This window comes from Clavibacter sp. AC415, assembly GCF_979252985.1.
Genome location: NZ_CEEDAR010000015.1, coordinates 156,094 through 174,192, shown reverse-complemented (window position 1 = coordinate 174,192; position 18,099 = coordinate 156,094). Strand labels below are relative to the sequence as shown.

Genomic DNA, 18,099 nt, shown 5'->3' with positions numbered 1-18,099 from the left:
CGGCCTTTCGGTGGTGAGCGTCATCGCTCGGTGGGTGCGGGAGGCGCCGACCGGCATCGTCCCCGGCTGCGGCGCCTCCCCAGTGTGACGGTCATGGTCTACTCGTGTAAACCCCGAATGCCCGCGGATTTATCGGCGAGTTGCCATGCAGTCGGCGGATGGCGCTATTCGAGTAGAACGGGATCAGGCGGCATCGAAGCGCAGCACGCGGGATCCATGGGCCGGCACGTCGAGCACGAGCGCGTCGCCGTGCACCGCCACGCGCGATCCCGTCCACGCGTCGGTCCAGGAGCCCGCCTCCCCGGGTCGCACGCCGACGGAGGTCACGGGCACGCGGTGCTCGGCCGGTGCGTCGCCCAGGTGGAACACGGCCGCGTACCGGGCGTCCGCGTCCGTCGCCACGGCCGTCCACACGACCAGGTCGCCCTCCCGGACGACCTCCCGGTTGTCCTCGGAGCGCTGCAGGATCCGGATCATGTCCGGCACGGTCAGCAGCGCGATCGTCTCCGGGCGGCTCCGCGGGAGGTCGCCGCCGTACATGAGGGGCGACCTCGACATGATCCACAGGCTCATCAGGGTGCGCTGCTCCTCGAGCGTCAGCCGGCTGTCGCGGTCCTCGCCGCGCTCGGCCCGGATCCCGATGCGCCCGAGCGGCAGCATGTCGGCGTCCGCCCACCCGCCCGCGCGCTGGAACGGCGCCCAGCGGGCCATGCGCGCGAACTGGTCGTGCACGTCGCTCCAGCGGTCCCACAGGTCGTCGGACACGCGCCACATCCCGGCCGAGGCGCGCAGGTGGTCGAGGTGCGCGGTGGACAGGTGGGTGCCGGGGGAGAGGCTCAGCACGATGTCGCGCCCGCTCCGCTCGATGGCCCGGTGGTACGCGGCGATCTCGCGGTGGTGGTACGGGCTGAGCATGTCGTCGGCCTTCACGAGGTCGACACCCCATGCCGCGAATTGCGCCAGCTGCCCGTCGTAGTACGCCTGCGCGTCGGGGTGGTCGTGGTCGAGGCCGTAGTTGTCGGGGTTCCAGGCGCAGACGGAGGAGGTGTCCGCGATCCGGGAGGCGGTGCTGTCGGTCCCCTCCACGGGGAGGTCCAGCTGCACGGCCCGGCGCGGGATCCCCCGCATGATGTGGATGCCGAACCGCAGCCCCAGGTCGTGGACGGCCCGGGCGAGCGGCCCGAAGCCCGCCCCCGCCCGCCGCCGACGGGAAGCGGTTGACGGCGGGCATCTGCCGCCCGAAGCCGTCGAGCTCGACGGGCGGGTCCTCGTTGTAGCCGCCCGCGCGGGCGGTCGGCTCGTACCACTGGATGTCGACGACCACGGTGTCCCAGCCGGAGGGGAGGAGGTGCTCCGCCATGAAGCGCGCGTTGGCGAGGACCTCCTCCTCGGTCACGGTCGTGCCGTAGCTGTCCCAGCTGTTCCATCCCATGGGGGGCGTGAGGGCGGTCATCGGTGTCCTTCCATCGTGCGGGTGGTCGGGATGCGGGGGCTGCGGGAGGCAGGTGCCGCCCGGGCCGCGGGACGCGGGGAGCCCCCGCGGTCCGGTCGGCGGGAGAGCGCTCCCGCTACTGTCGGAGCATGAGCGAGCCGCGACGCGCCAAGCAGCCCGGCCTCGCCGACGTCGCCCGGCTCGCCGGGGTCTCGAACGCCACCGCGTCGCGGGCGCTGAACGGCAGCCCGCAGGTGAGCGCGCGGCGTCGCGCCGCGGTCATGCGCGCGGTCGACGAGCTCGGCTACCGGCCGAACGAGGCCGCGCGGGCGCTGGTCAGCGGCCGGAACCGGCTCGTCGGCGTCCTCGCGGAGGACACGACGCGCTACGGCTTCGCCTCCACGATCCAGGGGATCCAGGAGGCCGCCATCGCGCACGGCCTCCTCGTGACCGTCGCCGTGGTGCGCACCGGGCACGCGGACGACGCGCGCGAGGCCGTCGACCTGCTGCTGCGGCTGCCGCTCGCGGGCGTGGTGGGGATCGAGTTCGACAGCCCCGTCAGCCGCGCGCTGGAGCTCCTGCCCGCCGACCTGCCCGTCGCATCGGCCACGCTCATGGGCACGCACCTGTCGGGCGTGCCCCACGCGCACATCGACGACGAGGTCGGGGCGCGGCTCGCGACCCAGCACCTGCTCGACCTCGGCCACGCGACCGTGCACCACCTGAGCGTCGACCACCCGTCGGAGTCCGGGCGCGGGCGCACCCGCGCGTACCTGGAGACGCTCACCCGGGCGGGGGCCCGCGCTCCCGAGGTGGCCATGACGGGGTGGCACCCGCTGCAGGCGCACGACGCGACCCAGCGGGCGCTCGACGACGGGGTGACGGCGCTGTTCTGCTTCAACGACGACATCGCGCTGGGGTCGCTGCGGGCCCTCGCCGAGCGCGGGGTCCGCGTCCCGGAGGACGTGAGCGTCGTCGGCTTCGACGACGCGACCTACGCGCAGGTCCTCTCGCCCGCCCTCACGAGCGTGCGGATGGACTTCCGCGGTCTCGGCCGCGCGGTCCTCGAGCAGCTCGTGGCGCGCATCGAGGGGACGCCCGCCCCGCTCGAGGTCGACCTGCCCGCGCGGCTCATCGTGCGCGAGAGCACCGCGCCGCCCCGCTGACGGAGCCCGTCGGGGGCGGCGCGGCATCATGCGCGCCGCACGCGGTACATGCGCGCGGAGGCGACGCCCGGGGCGGCGTCGCCCGAGTCGAGGCGGAGGCCCTCCGCGGTGCGGCTCGCCGACCACTCCGCGCCGATCCCCTGCGGCGGGTAGAGCTGCGCGACGTCCACGGTCGCGTCGCCCAGGTGCGGCAGGGCGAGGTCCACGGTGCGGTCGGCGTGCGCCTGCCGCCAGGCGATCACGTAGGTGTCGGGGGAGTCGGCGACGTCGAACGCCACGGTCGTCCACGCGTCGTCCCACGAGGGGAGGCCGGTGGGGAAGCGCGGCGTGGAGGCGGCGAGGTCGTGACGCGTCTCCTTGTGCACCCGCACTGCGTCGGCGACGAGGTCGAGCCCGTGGTCGTCCATCCCGCTGAGCACGCCCGCCTGGTAGAGGCGCCCGGCGAGCCCCGTGCACTCCGTGAAGACGACCATCTCGTCGTCCATGTCGGGCTGCGGGTAGGCCCAGTTGCCGGCCTGCTCGGGGAGGATGTGCGCGAGGGCGCCCACCGCGATCATCGGGTAGAGCAGCGGGTCCTGCTGGTCCGAGGTGGACTGCATCTGGAGCACCCGCAGCATGGCGGCGTCCGACCGCATGGCACCGGATCCGCAGTTCTCGAGGATGAGGTCGGGGTGCCGGTCGAGCACGTCGGAGAGCCAGGCCGAGCAGGGCGCGGTTGTGCTCGAGGAGCCCGGCGCCCACGGAGGGCGCGTCGAGGTCGGTCCCGGCGCCGGGCGTCACGTTGTAGTCCAGCTTGAAGAAGCCGACCCCGAGCTCGCCCACCAGCCGGTCGACGGCCTCGTCGAGGTGCGCGCGGGCCTCCGGCGAGCGGAGGTCGAGCAGGTACCGGGCGTTCTCGACGACGCGGACGCCGCCGCGCTGCAGGAACGCGGAGTCCGGGAGGGTGCGGGCGGCCCGGCTCTCGAGCCCGACCACCTCGGGCTCGAGCCACAGCCCGGCGACCATGCCGTGCGCGCGGATCCGGTCGAGCACCGACGGCAGGCCGGAGGGGAAGCGGGCGGTCGACGGCTGCCAGTCGCCGACGCTCGCCCACCACCCCGCGGTGTCGTCGTACCAGCCCGCGTCGATGCAGAAGACCTCGGCGCCCACGCGCGCGGCGGCGTCGATGAGCGGCAGGAGCTTGCCCTCGGTGGGGTCGCCCTCGAGCGTGTTCATGTAGTCGTTGAAGACCACGGGCAGGGCGTCGCCGGCCGCGTGGGGGCGTCGGGTCGCCCGGCGGTGCGCGGCGAGGGCGCCGAGCGCGTCGTCGAGGGATCCGGCCGCGGTGAAGGAGACCGGGACGGTGGTGAACGAGGTCGACCCGTCGAGCACGACCGACCACTGGTGCAGCGCGTCCGTGGGCCCGAGCACCGCGACGTACGCGCCGTCGCGGGAGCGGTCGGCGCGCGGCGGGCCGAAGGGCGTCTCGCTGAACAGGCGGTCCTCGAGGGGGACGCCGCCGTGGCCCCAGTCGGGGTCCTCGCCGAGCTCGAACGCCCAGGCGCCGTTGTGCTCGACCTGCCAGGCGAGCGTGCGTCCGGTGCGACGGTCCTGCGCGGCTCCCGCGGGGTTGGCGACGCCGGAGGACCAGGTGCTGAGGCTCGACACGGCGAGCCGGTTCCGGCTGGTCTCGCCGCGCGCGGTGCGGTCGATCGCGACGAGGCCGGGCGAGCGCAGCGGGCGGGAGGTCCACCGGTTCTCGGAGCACCAGCCGCTGTCGGCCCACCACAGGTCGACGTCGTTCGGGGAGTCGGACACGAACGCGCCCGTGGCGAGGCTCGTGACGGACCACACGGGCAGCGGCGCGTGGCCCGGCTCGACCGCGAGCGTGGTGGTGGTGCGGACGGCGGGCACGCCCGCGTGCGCCTCGAGCACGGTGGTGGCGACGAGGCCGGACGCCGCGTGACGCTGCACGATCTCGAGCCGGTCGACGCCGTCGCGGGAGGTGGCGGTGGAGTCGACGAGTCGGAGGCCCGCGCCGAGCGCGGTGCCGTCGTAGCGGTAGCTGTTGTTCAGGCGGCCCCAGGCGGGGGAGAGCACCTCGACGAGCGGCTGGCGGGGCGTCGACCGGTCGTCGCGCCCGGCGTCGGTGCCGGGACGGGCGGCGGTGCCGCCGTCGGGCCCGTCCACCGCGACGAGGCGCACCGGCCCGTCCTCGTCGTGCTCGAAGGCGAGGGCGAGGCCGCCGCCCTCCCACTCGATCCGGGTGGTGCGGGCGGTGTCGATGACGGTCACGAGGGCTCCGTTGCGCTTCGTCGGGCAGGTGTCACGAGCGACCCTAGCCCGGCTCGGGCACTGAATGGAAGCGTTTCCATTCGTTACCGTTCTGTGACCGAAGCGCGTTGTGCCTCCCGGCGCCGGTGGTCACACTGAGGGCGGCAAGGGCCCCCACCGGCCGCGCCGCCCGCGATGGAGCGGGATGGACGAAGGAGTCTCGATGGCACTCTCCGTGAACGCCCGGAGCGCGGATCCCGCGCCGGCGGCGGTCCCCTCACCACCGGCCTGCGGCCGCCCTCCCAGGGCGCGCCGCCCCGCCGGGGGCGACGGCGGGACGACACCCGCCTCGCCGCGCTGTTCCTCATCCCGGCCTCCCTGGGGCTCGTGGTCTTCTACTTCTGGCCCCTGCTGCGCGGCATCTGGCTGAGCTTCACGTCGTGGGACCTGCTGTCCCCGGCCCGCTTCATCGGCATCGAGAACTACCAGCGGATGCTCGCCGACCCCATCTTCTGGAACGCGGCCCGCGTCACGATCTACTACGTCGTGCTCAACATCGGGTTCCAGACCGTGATCGCGCTCGGCATCGCCGTGCTCATGCAGCGGCTGACGCAGTCGACGCTGCTGCGCGGCGTGATCCTCGCGCCCTACCTCGTCTCGAACGTGGTCGCGGCCCTGGTGTTCCTCTGGATCCTCGACTTCCAGCTCGGCATCGGCAACCAGCTGCTCGAGTGGGTCGGCCTCGACCGCATCGGCTTCTTCACGACCGAGGCGTGGGTCATCCCCACCATCGCCGGCGTGAACGTCTGGCGGCACATGGGCTACACGGCGCTCCTGATCTTCGCCGGCCTGCAGGCCATCCCCGCCAACTACTACGAGGCCGCCCGGGTCGACGGCGCGAGCGAGTTCCGCATGTTCCGCGGCATCACGATGCCGCTGCTCCGCCCGGTGCTCGGCCTCGTGCTGATCATCTCGGTGATCGGCTCGTTCCAGGTGTTCGACACCGTCTCGGTCACGACCAACGGCGGGCCGGTCGACTCGTCCCGGCTGCTGCAGGTCTACATCTACGACAAGGCGTTCGCGCAGTTCGACTTCGGCTACGCCTCGACGCTGAGCGTCGCGATGCTGATCATCCTGGTCATCGTCACCTACTTCCAGTACCGCCTCACGCGCGCCGGCCAGTCCGACCTGAACTAGGAGACGTCATGACCCAGCTGCAGAGCCCGCCCACGGCGCGTCCCCGTCCCGACGCCGCCGACGCCCCGCCTCGGGCGCCCCGCCCCGGCCCGTCCCCGCCGTCCCGTCCCCTGGGGCCGCATCGCCGCGTGGGTGGTGATGGGCCTCCTCATCCTCGCGACGGTGTTCCCCTTCTACTGGATCCTCCGCACGGCGCTCTCGAGCAACGGCGCCCTCTACGGCAACGCCACCTCGCTCCTGCCCGTCGACTTCACCTGGAACGGCTTCCTCCGCGTGTTCGGCCTGCAGTCGGTCGACGACGCGATCGCCGACGGCGGGTCGGGCGCGAAGCTCGACTTCTGGCGCTACCTCGGCAACTCCGTGGTCGTCTCCACGACCGTCACGGTGTGCCAGGTGTTCTTCTCCGCCATGGCCGCCTACGCGTTCTCGCGCCTCGTCTGGCGGGGCCGGGACTTCGTGTTCGGGTTCTTCCTGCTGTCCCTCATGGTCCCGGTGATCTTCACGCTGCTGCCGAACTTCCTGCTCGTGAAGCAGCTGGGCCTCATCGACAGCCTGCTCGGCATCATGCTGCCGTCGCTGTTCATGACGCCGTTCGCGATCTTCTTCCTGCGGCAGTTCTTCCTCAACGTGCCCAAGGAGGTCGAGGAGGCGGCTCTGGTCGACGGCGCGAGCAAGCTCGCGATCTTCTTCAAGGTGATCATCCCCATGTCGGCGGCGCCCATCGCGACGGTGAGCATCCTCACCTACATGACCAGCTGGAACGACTACTTCTGGCCGCTCATGGTCAGCTACACCGACGACTCGCGCGTGCTGACGGTCGCCCTCGGCGCCTTCAAGTCGCAGAGCCCGCAGGGCGGGCCCGACTGGTCGGGGCTCATGGCCGCGACCCTCGTGGCGGCACTGCCGATGATCGTGCTGTTCGGGGTCTTCGCCAAGCGCATCGTCAACAACATCGGCTTCAACGGCATCAAGTGAGGACCACGACCATGTCGACGACGACATCACGCGCCCCCCGTCCGACCCGAGCGCGCCGCCGGCTGCGGAGGCTCGCCGCGCGCCGCCGTCGCGGCCGCCTCCTTCGCGGCCCTGACCGGCTGCGCCGCGGCCCCCGGCGCGGCGGCCGGCACCACGGCCGTCGACTACTGGCTGTGGGAGTCCCTGCAGCTGCCCGGCTACGAGAAGTGCGCCACCGCCTTCGAGGCGGAGAACCCCGACATCGACATCCGCATCACGCAGTACGGGTGGGGCGACTACTGGCAGAAGCTCACCGCAGGGGCTCGTCGCGGGCGCCGGCCCCGACGTCTTCACGGACCACCTCACCAAGTACCCCGAGTTCGTCAGCCGCGGCGTGATCCTGCCGCTCGACGACTTCGCCGCGACCGCCGACCTCGACCCGGCCGACTACCAGGAGGGCCTCGCCGAGCTGTGGGTGGGCCAGGACGGCAAGCAGTACGGGTCGCCGAAGGACTTCGACACCATCGCGCTCTTCTACGACGAGGCGGTGCTGGCCGAGGCCGGCATGACGCCCGCCGACCTCCAGGGCCTCACCTGGAACCCGGAGGACGGCGGCACGTTCGAGCAGGTCATCGCGCACCTGACGATCGACGCGAACGGCGTCCGCGGCGACGAGGAGGGCTTCGACCCCGACGACGTCGTCACCTACGGGCTCGGGTCCAACGGCGCGGGCGACACCAACGGCCAGACGCAGTGGTCGTGGCTGGCGGGCGCCACCGGGTGGGAGTTCACCAACGCCCCCGTCTGGGGCGATCGGTACAACTACGACGACCCGCGCTTCAAGGACTCCATCGCGTGGCTCTTCGGCCTCGTCGACAAGGGCTACCTGCCGTCGTACGAGCGCGTCGGCACGGCGCCGAACCTCGTGCAGCAGCTCGGGTCCGGCCAGGCGGCCCTCGTCGCGGACGGCTCGTGGACCATCTCGAGCTACGCGCGCCTCCAGGGCGTCGACCTCGGCATCGCGAGCGTGCCCGTCGGGCCGATCGGGCACCCCGTCTCCATGTACAACGGGCTCGGCGACTCCATCAGCGCGCAGACGGACGCCCCGGAGGAGTCGGCCCGCTGGGTCGCCTTCCTCGGCTCGGACGCCTGCCAGACCATCGTCGGCGAGGAGGGGGTCATCTTCCCGGCGCGTCCCGCCGGCACGGAGGCCGCCATCGAGGCGTTCGCCGACAAGGGGTTCGACGTGAAGCCGTTCACCGACCTCGTCGACGCGGGTGACACGATCCTGTTCCCCGTCACGAACAACGCGGCGGAGATCCTCTCGATCATGAAGCCCGTGATGGACAGCATCTACATCGGCAGCGAGCCGGTCGACTCCCTCGACCGGGTGAACGAGCGGGTCAACCGGCTCTTCGAGTGAGGCGATCGGCCCTTCTCGCGCGGCCGTCCGTCCCGGAGGATGGGAGGACGGCCGCGCGGGCGCGGCGCTTTCGACGACGAGGGGATCCGACATGGGCACGATCACGATCACGGGAGGATCCGGCCGGATCGCGACGAGCATCCGTCCGCTCCTCCGCGCCGCCGGGCACGAGCTGCGGCTGCTCGACGTGGTGGAGCCGCCGACGCCGCTCGAGGCGGGGGAGACCTCCGCGATCGTCGACATGACCGACGTCGACGCGTGCACGGAGGCGTTCCGCGGATCCGACCTGGTGGTGCACCTCGCGGCGCACGCGGCCGAGCGCCCGTGGGAGGCGATCCAGGCGGTCAACAACGACGGCGCCCACGCCGTGCACGAGGCCGTGGTGCGGGCGGGCGTCCCGCGGATCCTCGCGGCGAGCTCCGTGCACGCGGTCGGCTTCCTGCCCGCCGTCGACGCGGCGCGCGAGGACGTCCCCGCCCCGCGTCCCGACACCTTCTACGGCCTGAGCAAGGTGCTGCTCGAGGGGCTCGGCAGCCTCTACGCCGACCGCAACGGGCACGTGGTCGTGAGCGTGCGCATCATGACCGCCGAGCCCGAGCCGTCGCAGGCCCGCAGCGTCTCCACCTGGCTCTCCCCGGGCGACGCGGCCCGGCTGGTGGAGGCGGCGCTCCGGCTCGACGAGCCCGGCCACCGCATCGTCTGGGGCGTCTCCCGCAACACGCGCCGCTGGGTCTCGCTCGCGGCCGGCGAGGCGATGGGGTACCACCCGGAGGACGACGCCGAGGTCTTCGCGCACCGCTTCCCGGAGCTCGGGGCCGACACGTCCCCGCCCGCGGGCGTGCTGATCGGCTCGATCTTCACGACGGTCGAGCTCGGCTCCGACATGGGGTGAGGTCCCGTGAGCGCCCTGGTGCGCGCGCGTCGGGGGCGAGAGGATCGCCCCGACGACCACGAGAGGGGAAGCCGGATGCTGGGCACGGGAGGATGGCTCGCGGTCGCCGTCGCGGAGGCGCGCGCACGCCGGGACATGACGGAGAGCGGCCGGGCGCCGGTGGACGCCCGCGGTGATCGGGCGGATGCGTTCGACGCCGGCGCGACCCCGCTCCCCGGATACGCGCCGCTCGCGCGCCCGGAGCGTCCGCTCCGCTGGTGGCGGAGGCGGCGCGGCTGACGCTCACGCGCGCAGCGGGCGGCCCGCCCGCGTGCTCGCACGCGCGCCCGCTCCCGCGACCGGGTCCGCGACCGCCGCCCGCGGCATCGCGCGCCACCGGCCGGACGTACGCTTGCAGCATGCGGTCCTTCCGGCGTGCGGGGTCCGCGCGCACCCCCCAGCCCGGACCGGGGGACGCCCCCGGCGACGGGTCGATGCCCGACGCGCGCGGCGCCGCACGCGGATCCCGCGCCCCGCGCGCTCCCCGGGCGAAGCTCCCGCGCGACGTGCTCGTCCTCGGCATCATCGCGTTCTTCGTGATGGTCGGCTTCGGCGTGGTCGTGCCCGTGCTCCCCGTGTACGCGCGCAGCTTCGGGGTCGGCAGCTTCGAGATCGGCGCCGTCATCTCCGCGTTCGCGCTGATGCGGCTCGTGATGAGCCCGTTCGTCGCCCGCCTCATGGACTGGACCGGCGAGCGCACCGTGCTCGCCGTCGGCCTCGGCGTCGTCGCGGTCTCCTCGGGGCTCGCGGGGCTCGCGCAGGACTACGTGCAGCTCCTGCTCCTCCGTGGCGCGGGCGGCATCGGGTCGGCCATGTTCTCGGTCGCCGCCATGACCCTGCTGCTCGGCTCCACGGATCCGGCCCGCCGCGCCCGCGCGATCGGCTTCTACCAGGGCGGCTTCCTCATCGGCGGCATGGCCGGGCCCGCGCTCGGCGCCGTCCTCGCGACCATCTCGCTCACCGCTCCCTTCTTCTTCTACGCCGCCACCCTCGCGGTCGCCGGCGTCATCGGCCTGCTGCTGCTCTCGAAGCGCACCGGGAGGGTCGACCCGGCGGCCCCCGTCGAGGCGCCGCGCGCGTTCGGCGAGGTGCTGCGCGACACCCGGTACCGCGGGGCGCTCCTCGCGAACCTCGGCAACGGGTGGGCGTCCATGGGCGTCCGCAGCTCGCTCATCCCGCTCCTCGTGGTCGAGGTGATCCGGGAGCCGGCCGCCTCCACCGGCATCGCGTTCGCGTGCGCCGCCGTCGTGCAGGCGCTCGTGCTCGCGCCCGCCGCGCGCTTCGTCGACACGGTCGGGCGGCGCCCCGCCATCGTCGGCGCGTTCGGCGTCGCGGGGGTCCTCATGATCGCGATCCCGTTCGCCCCGAACGTGATCGTGCTCACCGTGCTGCTGTGCCTGTTCGGCGCGGCGGCGTCGTTCATGGGCACGGCGCCGGCCGCCGCGGTCGGCGACGCCGCGGGCGGCCGCAGCGGGCGCCCCGTCGCGGTGTTCTCGATGGTGGCGGACCTCGGCGCGATCGTCGGCCCGCTCGTCGCCGGCTACCTCGCCGACGCCGTGTCGTTCCCCGTGGCCTTCGCCACGGGCGCCGTGCTGCTCCTCGCGGCCTCCGGCTACGCGGCCCTCCGCATGCCCCGGGACGAGCGGGTCGCCGCCGCACCCGCCGCCTGATCCCGTTCCCGCCGGGGTCTCCGACGGCGGGATCGGTCGTCCTGGAGGCCGTCCTCGGACGTCATGCGCAGGATCCCCCTCCCGGGTTCCGTATCCTCGTGACCGTGACGACTCCCCCGAAGCCGCTTCCCCTCGAGCACGACTCCACCCGCGACGGCACCCGCGACGCCGTGGAGCCCGCCCTCCGATCCGACGTCAGCCACCTGGGCGGCCTGCTCGGCCAGGTGCTCCGCGAGTCCGGGGGCGACGACCTCCTCCGGGACGTGGAGCGTCTCCGCGAGCTGGTGATCGACGCGTACGAGAGCGCGCGCGACGCGTCCATCGACGACGCCGAGCGGCTCGTCGCGACCTTCACGCCCGAGCGCGCGGAGCAGGTCGCCCGCGCGTTCACCTGCTACTTCCACCTCGCGAACCTCGCCGAGGAGCACCACCGCGTGCGGGTGCTCCGCGAGCGCGAGGCGGCGGCGGGCTTCGTGCCGGACTCCGTCCCCGACGCGGTCGGCCGCCTCACCGAGGAGCTCGGTCGCGAGGAGGCCATGCGCCGACTCGGCGAGATGCGCTTCCACCCGGTGCTCACGGCGCACCCCACCGAGGCGCGACGCCGTGCGGTGGCCACCGGGATCCGCCGCATCGGCGACCTGCTCACCGAGCGCGACGGCGCCGCCGCCGGCACCCTCACGGGCCAGGACGTCGACCGCCGCCTGCTCGAGGAGATCGACGGCCTGTGGCGCACGTCGCCGCTGCGCACCACCCGGCCGACCCCGCTCGACGAGGTCCGCACCGCCATGGGCGTCTTCGACCAGACGCTCTTCGAGGTCGTGCCGCGCGTCTATCGGCTGCTCGACGACTGGCTCCTGGGCGACGAGGCCGGCGTCCGCGAGGCCGTGGCGCCCGCGTTCTTCCGGCTCGGCAACTGGATCGCCGCCGACCGCGACGGCAACCCCTACGTCACCGCCGCCGTCACCGAGGAGGCCGCCGGGATCGCGAGCGAGCACATCCTCCTCGGGCTCGAGCGGGTCGCGCTCCGCGTCGGCCGCTCGCTGACCCTGGGCGACGCCGACACCCCGCCGAGCCCGGAGCTGCGGGAGCTGGCCGCCGCGCAGGACGCGCTCGCGCCGCACCTCACGGCCCGCATCGGCACGCGCGCGCCCGCCGAGCTGCACCGCCGCGTGCTGCTCGTCATCGCGGGACGCCTCGCCGCGACGCGGGAGCGCCACGACGACCCGATCGCCTACCCGTCGGCCGCGGAGCTGCTCGCCGACCTGCGGGTGCTGCAGGGCTCGCTGCGGAGCGCCGGCGCGCACCGCATCGCCGGCGGCGAGCTGCAGGGCCTCATCTGGCAGGCGGAGACCTTCGGCTTCCACCTGGCCGAGATGGAGGTGCGCCAGCACTCGCAGGTGCACCGCGAGGCGCTCCGCGAGGCGCGGGCGGCGGCCGACGCCGCCGCGTCCGGAGCGGACGCGCCCGAGCTCGCGGACATGACGGTCGAGGTGCTGGACGTGTTCCGCACGCTCGCCCGCCTCCAGGAGCGGCACGGCGTCGCGCCGTTCTCCCGCTTCATCGTCTCGTTCACGCAGTCCGCGGACGACATCCGCACCGTGCACGAGCTGGCGGCGCTGGCGCTCGGCTCGGCGGAGGACGCGCCCGTCCTCGACGTGATCCCGCTGTTCGAGACGTTCGCCGACCTCGACGCGAGCACCGAGATCCTCGACGGGATGATCCGCCTGCCGCAGGTCGAGGCGCGCCTCGCCGCCACCGGCCGGAAGCTCGAGGTGATGCTCGGCTACTCCGACTCCTCGAAGGACGTCGGGCCCGTCTCCGCGACCTTCGCCCTGTTCGACGCGCAGGCGCGCATCTCCGCGTGGGCGCGCGAGAACGACATCGAGCTGACCCTCTTCCACGGCCGCGGCGGCGCCCTCGGCCGTGGCGGCGGACCGGCCGACCGCGCCGTGCGGGCGCAGCCGCCGGGATCCGTCGACGGCCGCTTCAAGCTCACCGAGCAGGGCGAGGTGATCTTCGCCCACTACGGCGACAAGCGCATCGCGGCCCGCCACATCGAGCAGATGGCGGCGGCGACCCTGCTCGCCTCCGCGCCCTCCAACGAGGAGCGCAACGCGGCCGCGGCCGAGGGATCCGCCGAGATGGTCCGGATCATGGACGAGGCGTCCCGCGCCCGCTTCTTCGAGCTCGTGAAGGCGCCCGGCTTCGCGCCGTGGTTCGCGCAGGTCACGCCCATGGAGGAGATCGGGCTGCTCGCGCTCGGCTCGCGTCCCGCCCGCCGCGGCCTCTCGGTCGAGTCGCTCGAGGACCTGCGGGCGATCCCGTGGGTGTTCGCCTGGACGCAGGCGCGCATCAACCTCACCGGCTGGTTCGGGCTCGGCTCCGCGCTGGCCGCGGTCGGCGACGAGGCCGTGCTCCGGAAGGCGTACGACGAGTGGCCGCTGTTCACGTCGATGATCGACAACGTCGAGATGTCGCTCGCCAAGACCGACGGCCGCCTCGCCGAGCGCTACCTCGCCCTCGGCGACCGGCCCGACCTCGCCGCGCTCGTGAGCGGCGAGATGGAGCTGACGCGCGAGTGGGTGCGGAAGGCCACGGGCCGCGGCGAGATCCTCGAGGGCCGACCGGTCCTCCGCCGCGCGGTGCGCCTCCGGAGCCCGTACGTCGACGCGCTGTCGCTCCTCCAGCTGAGGGCCCTACGCGCGTTGCGGACGGCGGCCGACGCTCCCGCCGGCGGCGCGCCCGGGCAGGCCGACCCGACGGATCCGGACCACCGGCTCCTCCTGCTCACGGTCAACGGCATCGCGGCGGGCCTGCAGAACACGGGTTGACCCGCGCGGGCACCGGGTGGCGCTCCGGGAGCCGTCTCCGCGGTCTTCTCCGAGGACGACGCCGGAGGGGATGGCGGTGGCGTGCGGCTGACTGTCCATCCTCTCTCGCGTCACCGGGCCGCGAGACGTCTCACGATGTCAGGGCCCTGCGCTGCTGCTCACCGACATCCGACGCGAGGGCGGCTCTGGCTCGCTCGGGAGCGGATCACGGGCTCCGTGTCGACGAGTCGAGCGGCGGGCGAGGACCTGCCGGGTGGCCCACGTCATGAGCATCTCGACGGCGATTCCGTACCCCTGACTTCCGCGAATGCGGAGAGCGGGAGCGGAGGCCGCGATCAGCAGCTGACAGGCCACGGAAGGTGTCTCACGTAAACCCCCTTCACCGGACACTTCACCGGACGGGTCTATTGAGACTCGCGGCCCCGGCGGGGTGAGGGCCGGACCTCCGCCATCAGGGGCCGTCCGGTGAGCGGTCGGTAGTTGAGACATCGAGAACCAGACGAACCCGATAGCCGACGCGGGCTACGGGAGCTGTGGGGGCGCGATCAGTTCGAGGAATCCACCGAGGGCACCTTCGAGGTAGATGATGCGTGTCCCGGCTCGGGCGCCACCGGTCATCCGGTGAGATGTTCCGACCGGTCTCCAGCCGTGTCCGGCGCAGAGCTCGAGCACACGATCGAGGTCTGAGACCGTCAGCGCGATGTGCACCACGCCGATGTGTGCGGGCGAGCCGGCGGACTCGAGCAGTCGGGGCGGGTCGTATTGCAGCAGCTCTACCCGGTGGGGCCGAGTGTCACGGTCGCTGCGCGGATCACGGCTCCACGGAGGCCGGTGGTCGCCGCCGTGACTTCCGCGTCGAGCGTGAGGGTGCGCTCGAGCACGAACCCGAGACCGGAGCACCAGAGCACCAACGCGTCGTCGAGGTCGGCCACGGTGAGACCGGAGTGAGCGATGTCGGAGATGAGCGGTGATGCCATGACATCAGTATCGAGCTCCGACGAAGGGCCCCACGGGAAGTGGTGTCTCGCTGAGGGATCCCGCTGTTGAAGCGGACGAAGAGCGCCGAAACGACGAGCGGGAACAGCCGCAAGAGCAGTCGAGCGCTGGTGCCGATCCTGGCGTTGCGGAAGACAATGGGCATGAGAGATCGGGGTTGCAGAGTGAACGACCTATTCGACGAGGAGATCCGCGGACACCACAGCATGCGGGACCACCTCCTGACCGTCGTGTCCGACGTCGACCTCGCGTACGAGCTGCCAGGCCAGAACCCCACGCTCGGCGGTCTACTGGTCGAGATGGGTGACCTCCAAGGGGTCTACTCCCACTCGTTCGAGACCTTCACTTCGGACTGGTCCCATCGTGAGCTTCCGCCGCCGGTGCCCGTCTCGGTAGCCGGCCTGCAACGCTGGTTCAGGGCACACGACGTTGCCATGAAGACGGCGATGGACCGCCTCAGCGCAGATGACCTACGCGTCGAACGAATCGACCGAGGCGACGGCTTCATCGCCTCACCCTTCGTGCAGCACGAGATCTATCGCGAGGCCGTCTACATCTTCTACGGCAAGATCAGCGTGTATCTCAAGGCCCTGGAACGTGACGCCGGCGAGAGCTGGGCGGCCTGGGTCGGGTAGTTGGTCACCGGCGTCCGGATGGGGATCTCCTAGCGGACGTTGTCAGATAGATCGTGTGCAGCGTCGTCCTCAGCGAGTTGCGTCGTCGTAGGCGCGGAGGAGCCGATCAAGGAACGACTGCACGGTTCGTCGCTCATCGCCGTTCATCTCAGCGATCAACGCTTCGACGCCGTCAAGGAGGGGTGCGACGAGGTCCTGAACTTGTTGAGCCGAGCCGGGGTCCGGCGTGACGACGATTTTTCGGCCGTCGCCGGGGTGGCGGGCCTTACGGACGTGCCCGGCGAGCTCCAGCCGCTGTACCACCAGCGACAGAGCGGCTGTCGAGATGCCCAGCCGGTTGGCGAGGTCGGTCGGTGTCGTCGGGCCTGACGTAAGCAGGTGATCCATGGCTCGCAGGCCGTTGGTGTCGACCGCCAGCTGGCGGTTCAGGTACCGCTCGAATGCTTCCTGGCGGACAGCGATCTGTTGTATGCGTGAGCGGAGATCGTCGTCGGGCAGAGGGCGACCGTCACGGCGGGCCCGTCGACGGTCGTCACGCTCGGCCTGTGAGCGCGAGTCCAGTGTCGGAGGCGTCTCATGGGTCACAACCGACAGCTTATCCGTGTAGATTGCCAATCGCATTGACTACTTATGGAGGCATCGTGACGCAACCTCGCGTTCTCATCTCAGGCGCCAGCATCGCCGGACCGGCCCTGGCGTTCTGGCTGCACCGGTACGGCTGGGAGGTCGTTGTCCTGGAGCGGGCGGCAGAGCTACGCCTTGGCGGGCAGAACGTCGACGTGAGGGGAGCGGGACGCGAGGTCGCTAGCAGGATGGGCATCGAGGGCGACATTGCCGCTGCCACTACCGGCGAGGTCGGCACCCGCTTCGTGGGTCGAGGCGGCACCACAGCGGCCGAGTTCCCCGTCCGAGCCTCGGAGTCCGGCGGTGCTACGGCCGAGCTCGAGATCCTCCGGGGTGATCTCGCCGCCCTGCTCGTCGCACGCACCGCGGGGAACGTCGAGTACCGCTTCGGGGATCAGATCATCGCCTTGGTCGATGATCCGGATAAAGGCGTCACCGCGCAGTTCGAGTACGGCACGGATGAGCGCTTCGATCTCGTCGTCGCGGCCGACGGACTCCGGTCCAGCACGCGGCGGCTGGTGTTCGGCGACGAGCCGGAGATCCGAACGCTGGGCCTCGAGACGTCGTGGGCCACGATTCCACGTATGCCCATCGATGACGATTGGTGGCGTTGGTACACGGCTCCTGGAGGTCGGACGCTGACGCTCCGGCCGGACCCTCACGGCACGATCCGGGCGGCGCTGTCTGTGGTCACGCCGCGCAACGGACGACAGGGGAGCGGCGCTCGGCGCTCGCCCGACGAGCAGCGGGCCCATCTCCGCGACGTCTTCGCGGGCGCCGGGTGGGAGCCGAACGTGTGCTTGATGCTTTCGACAAGGCAGATGACCTCTACTTCGAGTCGATCGCACAGGTGCGGGCGCCGCGGTGGTCATCAGGGAGGGTCGCCCTGGTCGGAGACGCCGCATACTGTGCGTCGCCAGTCAGCGGCATGGGCACGAGCCTGTCGCTCGCGGGTGCGTACGTGCTCGCCGGCGAGATCGCCGCGCACGTCGACCACCGTGATGCATTTCGTGGCTACGAGCGGATCATGCGCCCCTACGTTGAGCGCGCCCAGCAGCTTCCGCCGGGGACACCGCGCCTCGCAAACCCGGTTTCGCGGCCGGGCTGTGCTGCCTTTGGCCTCGTCGTGCGCCTCGCGGCGCTGCCCGTCGCACGGTCCCTCGGCGACCGCCTTTTCACGCCGCCCGCCGAGGCGATTGACCTACCGGAGTACAAGCATCTCGTGCGGTAAGGCCGATAGATGGAGCGATGGGTAGCGCGCCTCGTCTCTGTAGATGCTCTGGTCGGAGGGCTACGCAGGGGTGCCCGTGAACGCAGTGACTGGGAACGGGGACTTCAGCTAGGCCGGTGGAACCTGCACCCTGCCGGCTTACTGCGCGATGAGCCGTTCGGTTAGGGATCCCTACCCGGACTAGCTCGGCCGTACTTCCAGCCATACGTCGCGGAGAGTGCGCCCGTCGTAGGCGCCTAACCGACGTTTCACCTTGGCCTTCTCGGCCTTCGTCGCCGCCACGTCAGAGAAGAAGACCTCGAGCGACAGGGCGGTCACGTCAGGGGCGGTCAGATCGAGCTTCCACTCCATGGGAGCGTTCGGTTTCCCCTCAGCGACTTCCCGGAGATCCGGGTACTTCTCCACGGCCAGGCGAATCGCCGCCGTCGGTGCCGAGTAGTTGAACACGACCGCGGCCACGATCAACTCCTCCCCCACCTCGGCAAGGCGAGACAGCTGTGAACCGGTCAGCGCCTCGTCTTGCGCGATGATCGCGATCGCGTGCGCCAGCGCGAGGTTCGTGTTCGGGTCACCGAGCTCCAACAGCTGGTCGAGCTGGTCCTCAGAGATGGTCATCTCAGCATGATGGCAACAGGCCGACTACTGCTGGAGCGAGCGGCGTCAAGCGGACACCCACCTGGCGCACTCCGATGTCGCACATACGCAGCGCGGACATCGCACCGGCGCGCACTTGATGTGAGTCTCTGCGCGCATGAT

The 18,099-nt window shown here is 72.0% G+C and carries 15 protein-coding genes and 3 pseudogenes; 12 read left to right on the top strand and 6 right to left on the bottom strand.

The window, feature by feature from the left end:
- Positions 1-183: 183 nt before the first annotated feature.
- Positions 184-1,128, bottom strand: coding sequence for an alpha-galactosidase (locus ACZ411_RS07240; protein ID WP_464169570.1), 945 nt, complete (start codon positions 1,126-1,128; stop codon positions 184-186).
- A gap of 453 nt (positions 1,129-1,581) precedes the next feature.
- Between ACZ411_RS07240 and ACZ411_RS07235 the strand changes: the two genes are divergently transcribed.
- A complete protein-coding gene (locus tag ACZ411_RS07235; protein WP_464169568.1) occupies positions 1,582-2,598 on the top strand; it encodes a LacI family DNA-binding transcriptional regulator in 1,017 nt (338 codons plus the stop codon).
- A 26-nt stretch (positions 2,599-2,624) separates the two neighbouring features.
- On the opposite strand, the gene ACZ411_RS07230 is transcribed toward ACZ411_RS07235, so the two are convergent.
- Both ACZ411_RS07230 and ACZ411_RS07225 read right to left on the bottom strand, forming a co-directional pair.
- Positions 2,625-3,284 carry an alpha-amylase family protein gene (locus ACZ411_RS07230; RefSeq protein WP_464169566.1) on the bottom strand — a complete coding sequence of 220 codons (660 nt, stop codon included), beginning with the start codon at positions 3,282-3,284 and terminating at the stop codon, positions 2,625-2,627.
- Positions 3,285-3,438: 154 nt separating this feature from the next.
- Positions 3,439-3,813: pseudogene (locus tag ACZ411_RS07225) on the bottom strand (glycoside hydrolase family 36 protein); the annotation flags it as partial.
- Positions 3,814-4,228: 415 nt separating this feature from the next.
- On the opposite strand from ACZ411_RS07225, the gene ACZ411_RS07220 reads away from it, so the two are divergent.
- The 8 genes and pseudogenes from ACZ411_RS07220 (at position 4,229) to ACZ411_RS07185 (ending at position 13,857) form a co-directional block, all read left to right on the top strand.
- Positions 4,229-4,543, top strand: coding sequence for a hypothetical protein (locus ACZ411_RS07220; RefSeq protein ID WP_464169564.1), 315 nt, complete (start codon positions 4,229-4,231; stop codon positions 4,541-4,543).
- 503 nt (positions 4,544-5,046) lie between these two features.
- Positions 5,047-6,048 carry a carbohydrate ABC transporter permease gene (locus ACZ411_RS07215; protein ID WP_464169562.1) on the top strand — a complete coding sequence of 334 codons (1,002 nt, stop codon included), beginning with the start codon at positions 5,047-5,049 and terminating at the stop codon, positions 6,046-6,048.
- 138 nt (positions 6,049-6,186) lie between these two features.
- On the top strand, positions 6,187-7,023 hold the full coding sequence (locus ACZ411_RS07210; RefSeq protein WP_104291317.1) for a carbohydrate ABC transporter permease: 837 nt from the start codon (positions 6,187-6,189) through the stop codon (positions 7,021-7,023).
- Between the two features lie 367 nt (positions 7,024-7,390).
- Positions 7,391-8,425, top strand: a pseudogene (locus ACZ411_RS07205) (extracellular solute-binding protein); the annotation flags it as partial.
- Positions 8,426-8,516: 91 nt separating this feature from the next.
- Positions 8,517-9,317 (top strand): NAD-dependent epimerase/dehydratase family protein, encoded by an 801-nt coding sequence (locus ACZ411_RS07200; protein ID WP_464169560.1) that lies wholly within the window; start codon positions 8,517-8,519, stop codon positions 9,315-9,317.
- A gap of 75 nt (positions 9,318-9,392) precedes the next feature.
- Positions 9,393-9,596, top strand: a complete 204-nt coding sequence (locus ACZ411_RS07195) for a hypothetical protein (RefSeq protein WP_464169558.1) — start codon at positions 9,393-9,395, stop codon at positions 9,594-9,596.
- A gap of 194 nt (positions 9,597-9,790) precedes the next feature.
- Positions 9,791-11,026, top strand: a complete 1,236-nt coding sequence (locus tag ACZ411_RS07190; protein WP_464169556.1) for an MFS transporter — start codon at positions 9,791-9,793, stop codon at positions 11,024-11,026.
- Between the two features lie 104 nt (positions 11,027-11,130).
- Positions 11,131-13,857 carry a phosphoenolpyruvate carboxylase gene (locus tag ACZ411_RS07185; protein WP_464169554.1) on the top strand — a complete coding sequence of 909 codons (2,727 nt, stop codon included), beginning with the start codon at positions 11,131-11,133 and terminating at the stop codon, positions 13,855-13,857.
- 773 nt (positions 13,858-14,630) lie between these two features.
- Here ACZ411_RS07185 and ACZ411_RS07180 read toward each other — a convergent pair.
- On the bottom strand, positions 14,631-14,834 hold the full coding sequence (locus tag ACZ411_RS07180; RefSeq protein ID WP_464169552.1) for a hypothetical protein: 204 nt from the start codon (positions 14,832-14,834) through the stop codon (positions 14,631-14,633).
- A 183-nt stretch (positions 14,835-15,017) separates the two neighbouring features.
- On the opposite strand from ACZ411_RS07180, the gene ACZ411_RS07175 reads away from it, so the two are divergent.
- Positions 15,018-15,488, top strand: coding sequence for a hypothetical protein (locus ACZ411_RS07175; protein WP_464169551.1), 471 nt, complete (start codon positions 15,018-15,020; stop codon positions 15,486-15,488).
- 69 nt (positions 15,489-15,557) lie between these two features.
- On the opposite strand, the gene ACZ411_RS07170 is transcribed toward ACZ411_RS07175, so the two are convergent.
- Positions 15,558-16,103 carry a MarR family winged helix-turn-helix transcriptional regulator gene (locus ACZ411_RS07170; protein WP_464169549.1) on the bottom strand — a complete coding sequence of 182 codons (546 nt, stop codon included), beginning with the start codon at positions 16,101-16,103 and terminating at the stop codon, positions 15,558-15,560.
- On the opposite strand from ACZ411_RS07170, the pseudogene ACZ411_RS07165 reads away from it, so the two are divergent.
- Positions 16,034-16,840: pseudogene (locus tag ACZ411_RS07165) on the top strand (FAD-dependent monooxygenase); the annotation flags it as partial. The gene ACZ411_RS07170 and the pseudogene ACZ411_RS07165 sit on opposite strands and share 70 nt — an antisense overlap.
- Before the next feature lie 53 nt (positions 16,841-16,893).
- Complete coding sequence (locus ACZ411_RS07160; RefSeq protein WP_464169547.1) at positions 16,894-17,343, top strand: FAD-dependent monooxygenase; 450 nt, start codon at positions 16,894-16,896, stop codon at positions 17,341-17,343.
- A gap of 180 nt (positions 17,344-17,523) precedes the next feature.
- On the opposite strand, the gene ACZ411_RS07155 is transcribed toward ACZ411_RS07160, so the two are convergent.
- The gene (locus ACZ411_RS07155) at positions 17,524-17,958 is read right to left on the bottom strand and encodes a hypothetical protein (protein ID WP_464169545.1); all 435 of its coding nucleotides are present in this window, start codon (positions 17,956-17,958) and stop codon (positions 17,524-17,526) included.
- Between the last annotated feature and the right edge of the window lie 141 nt (positions 17,959-18,099).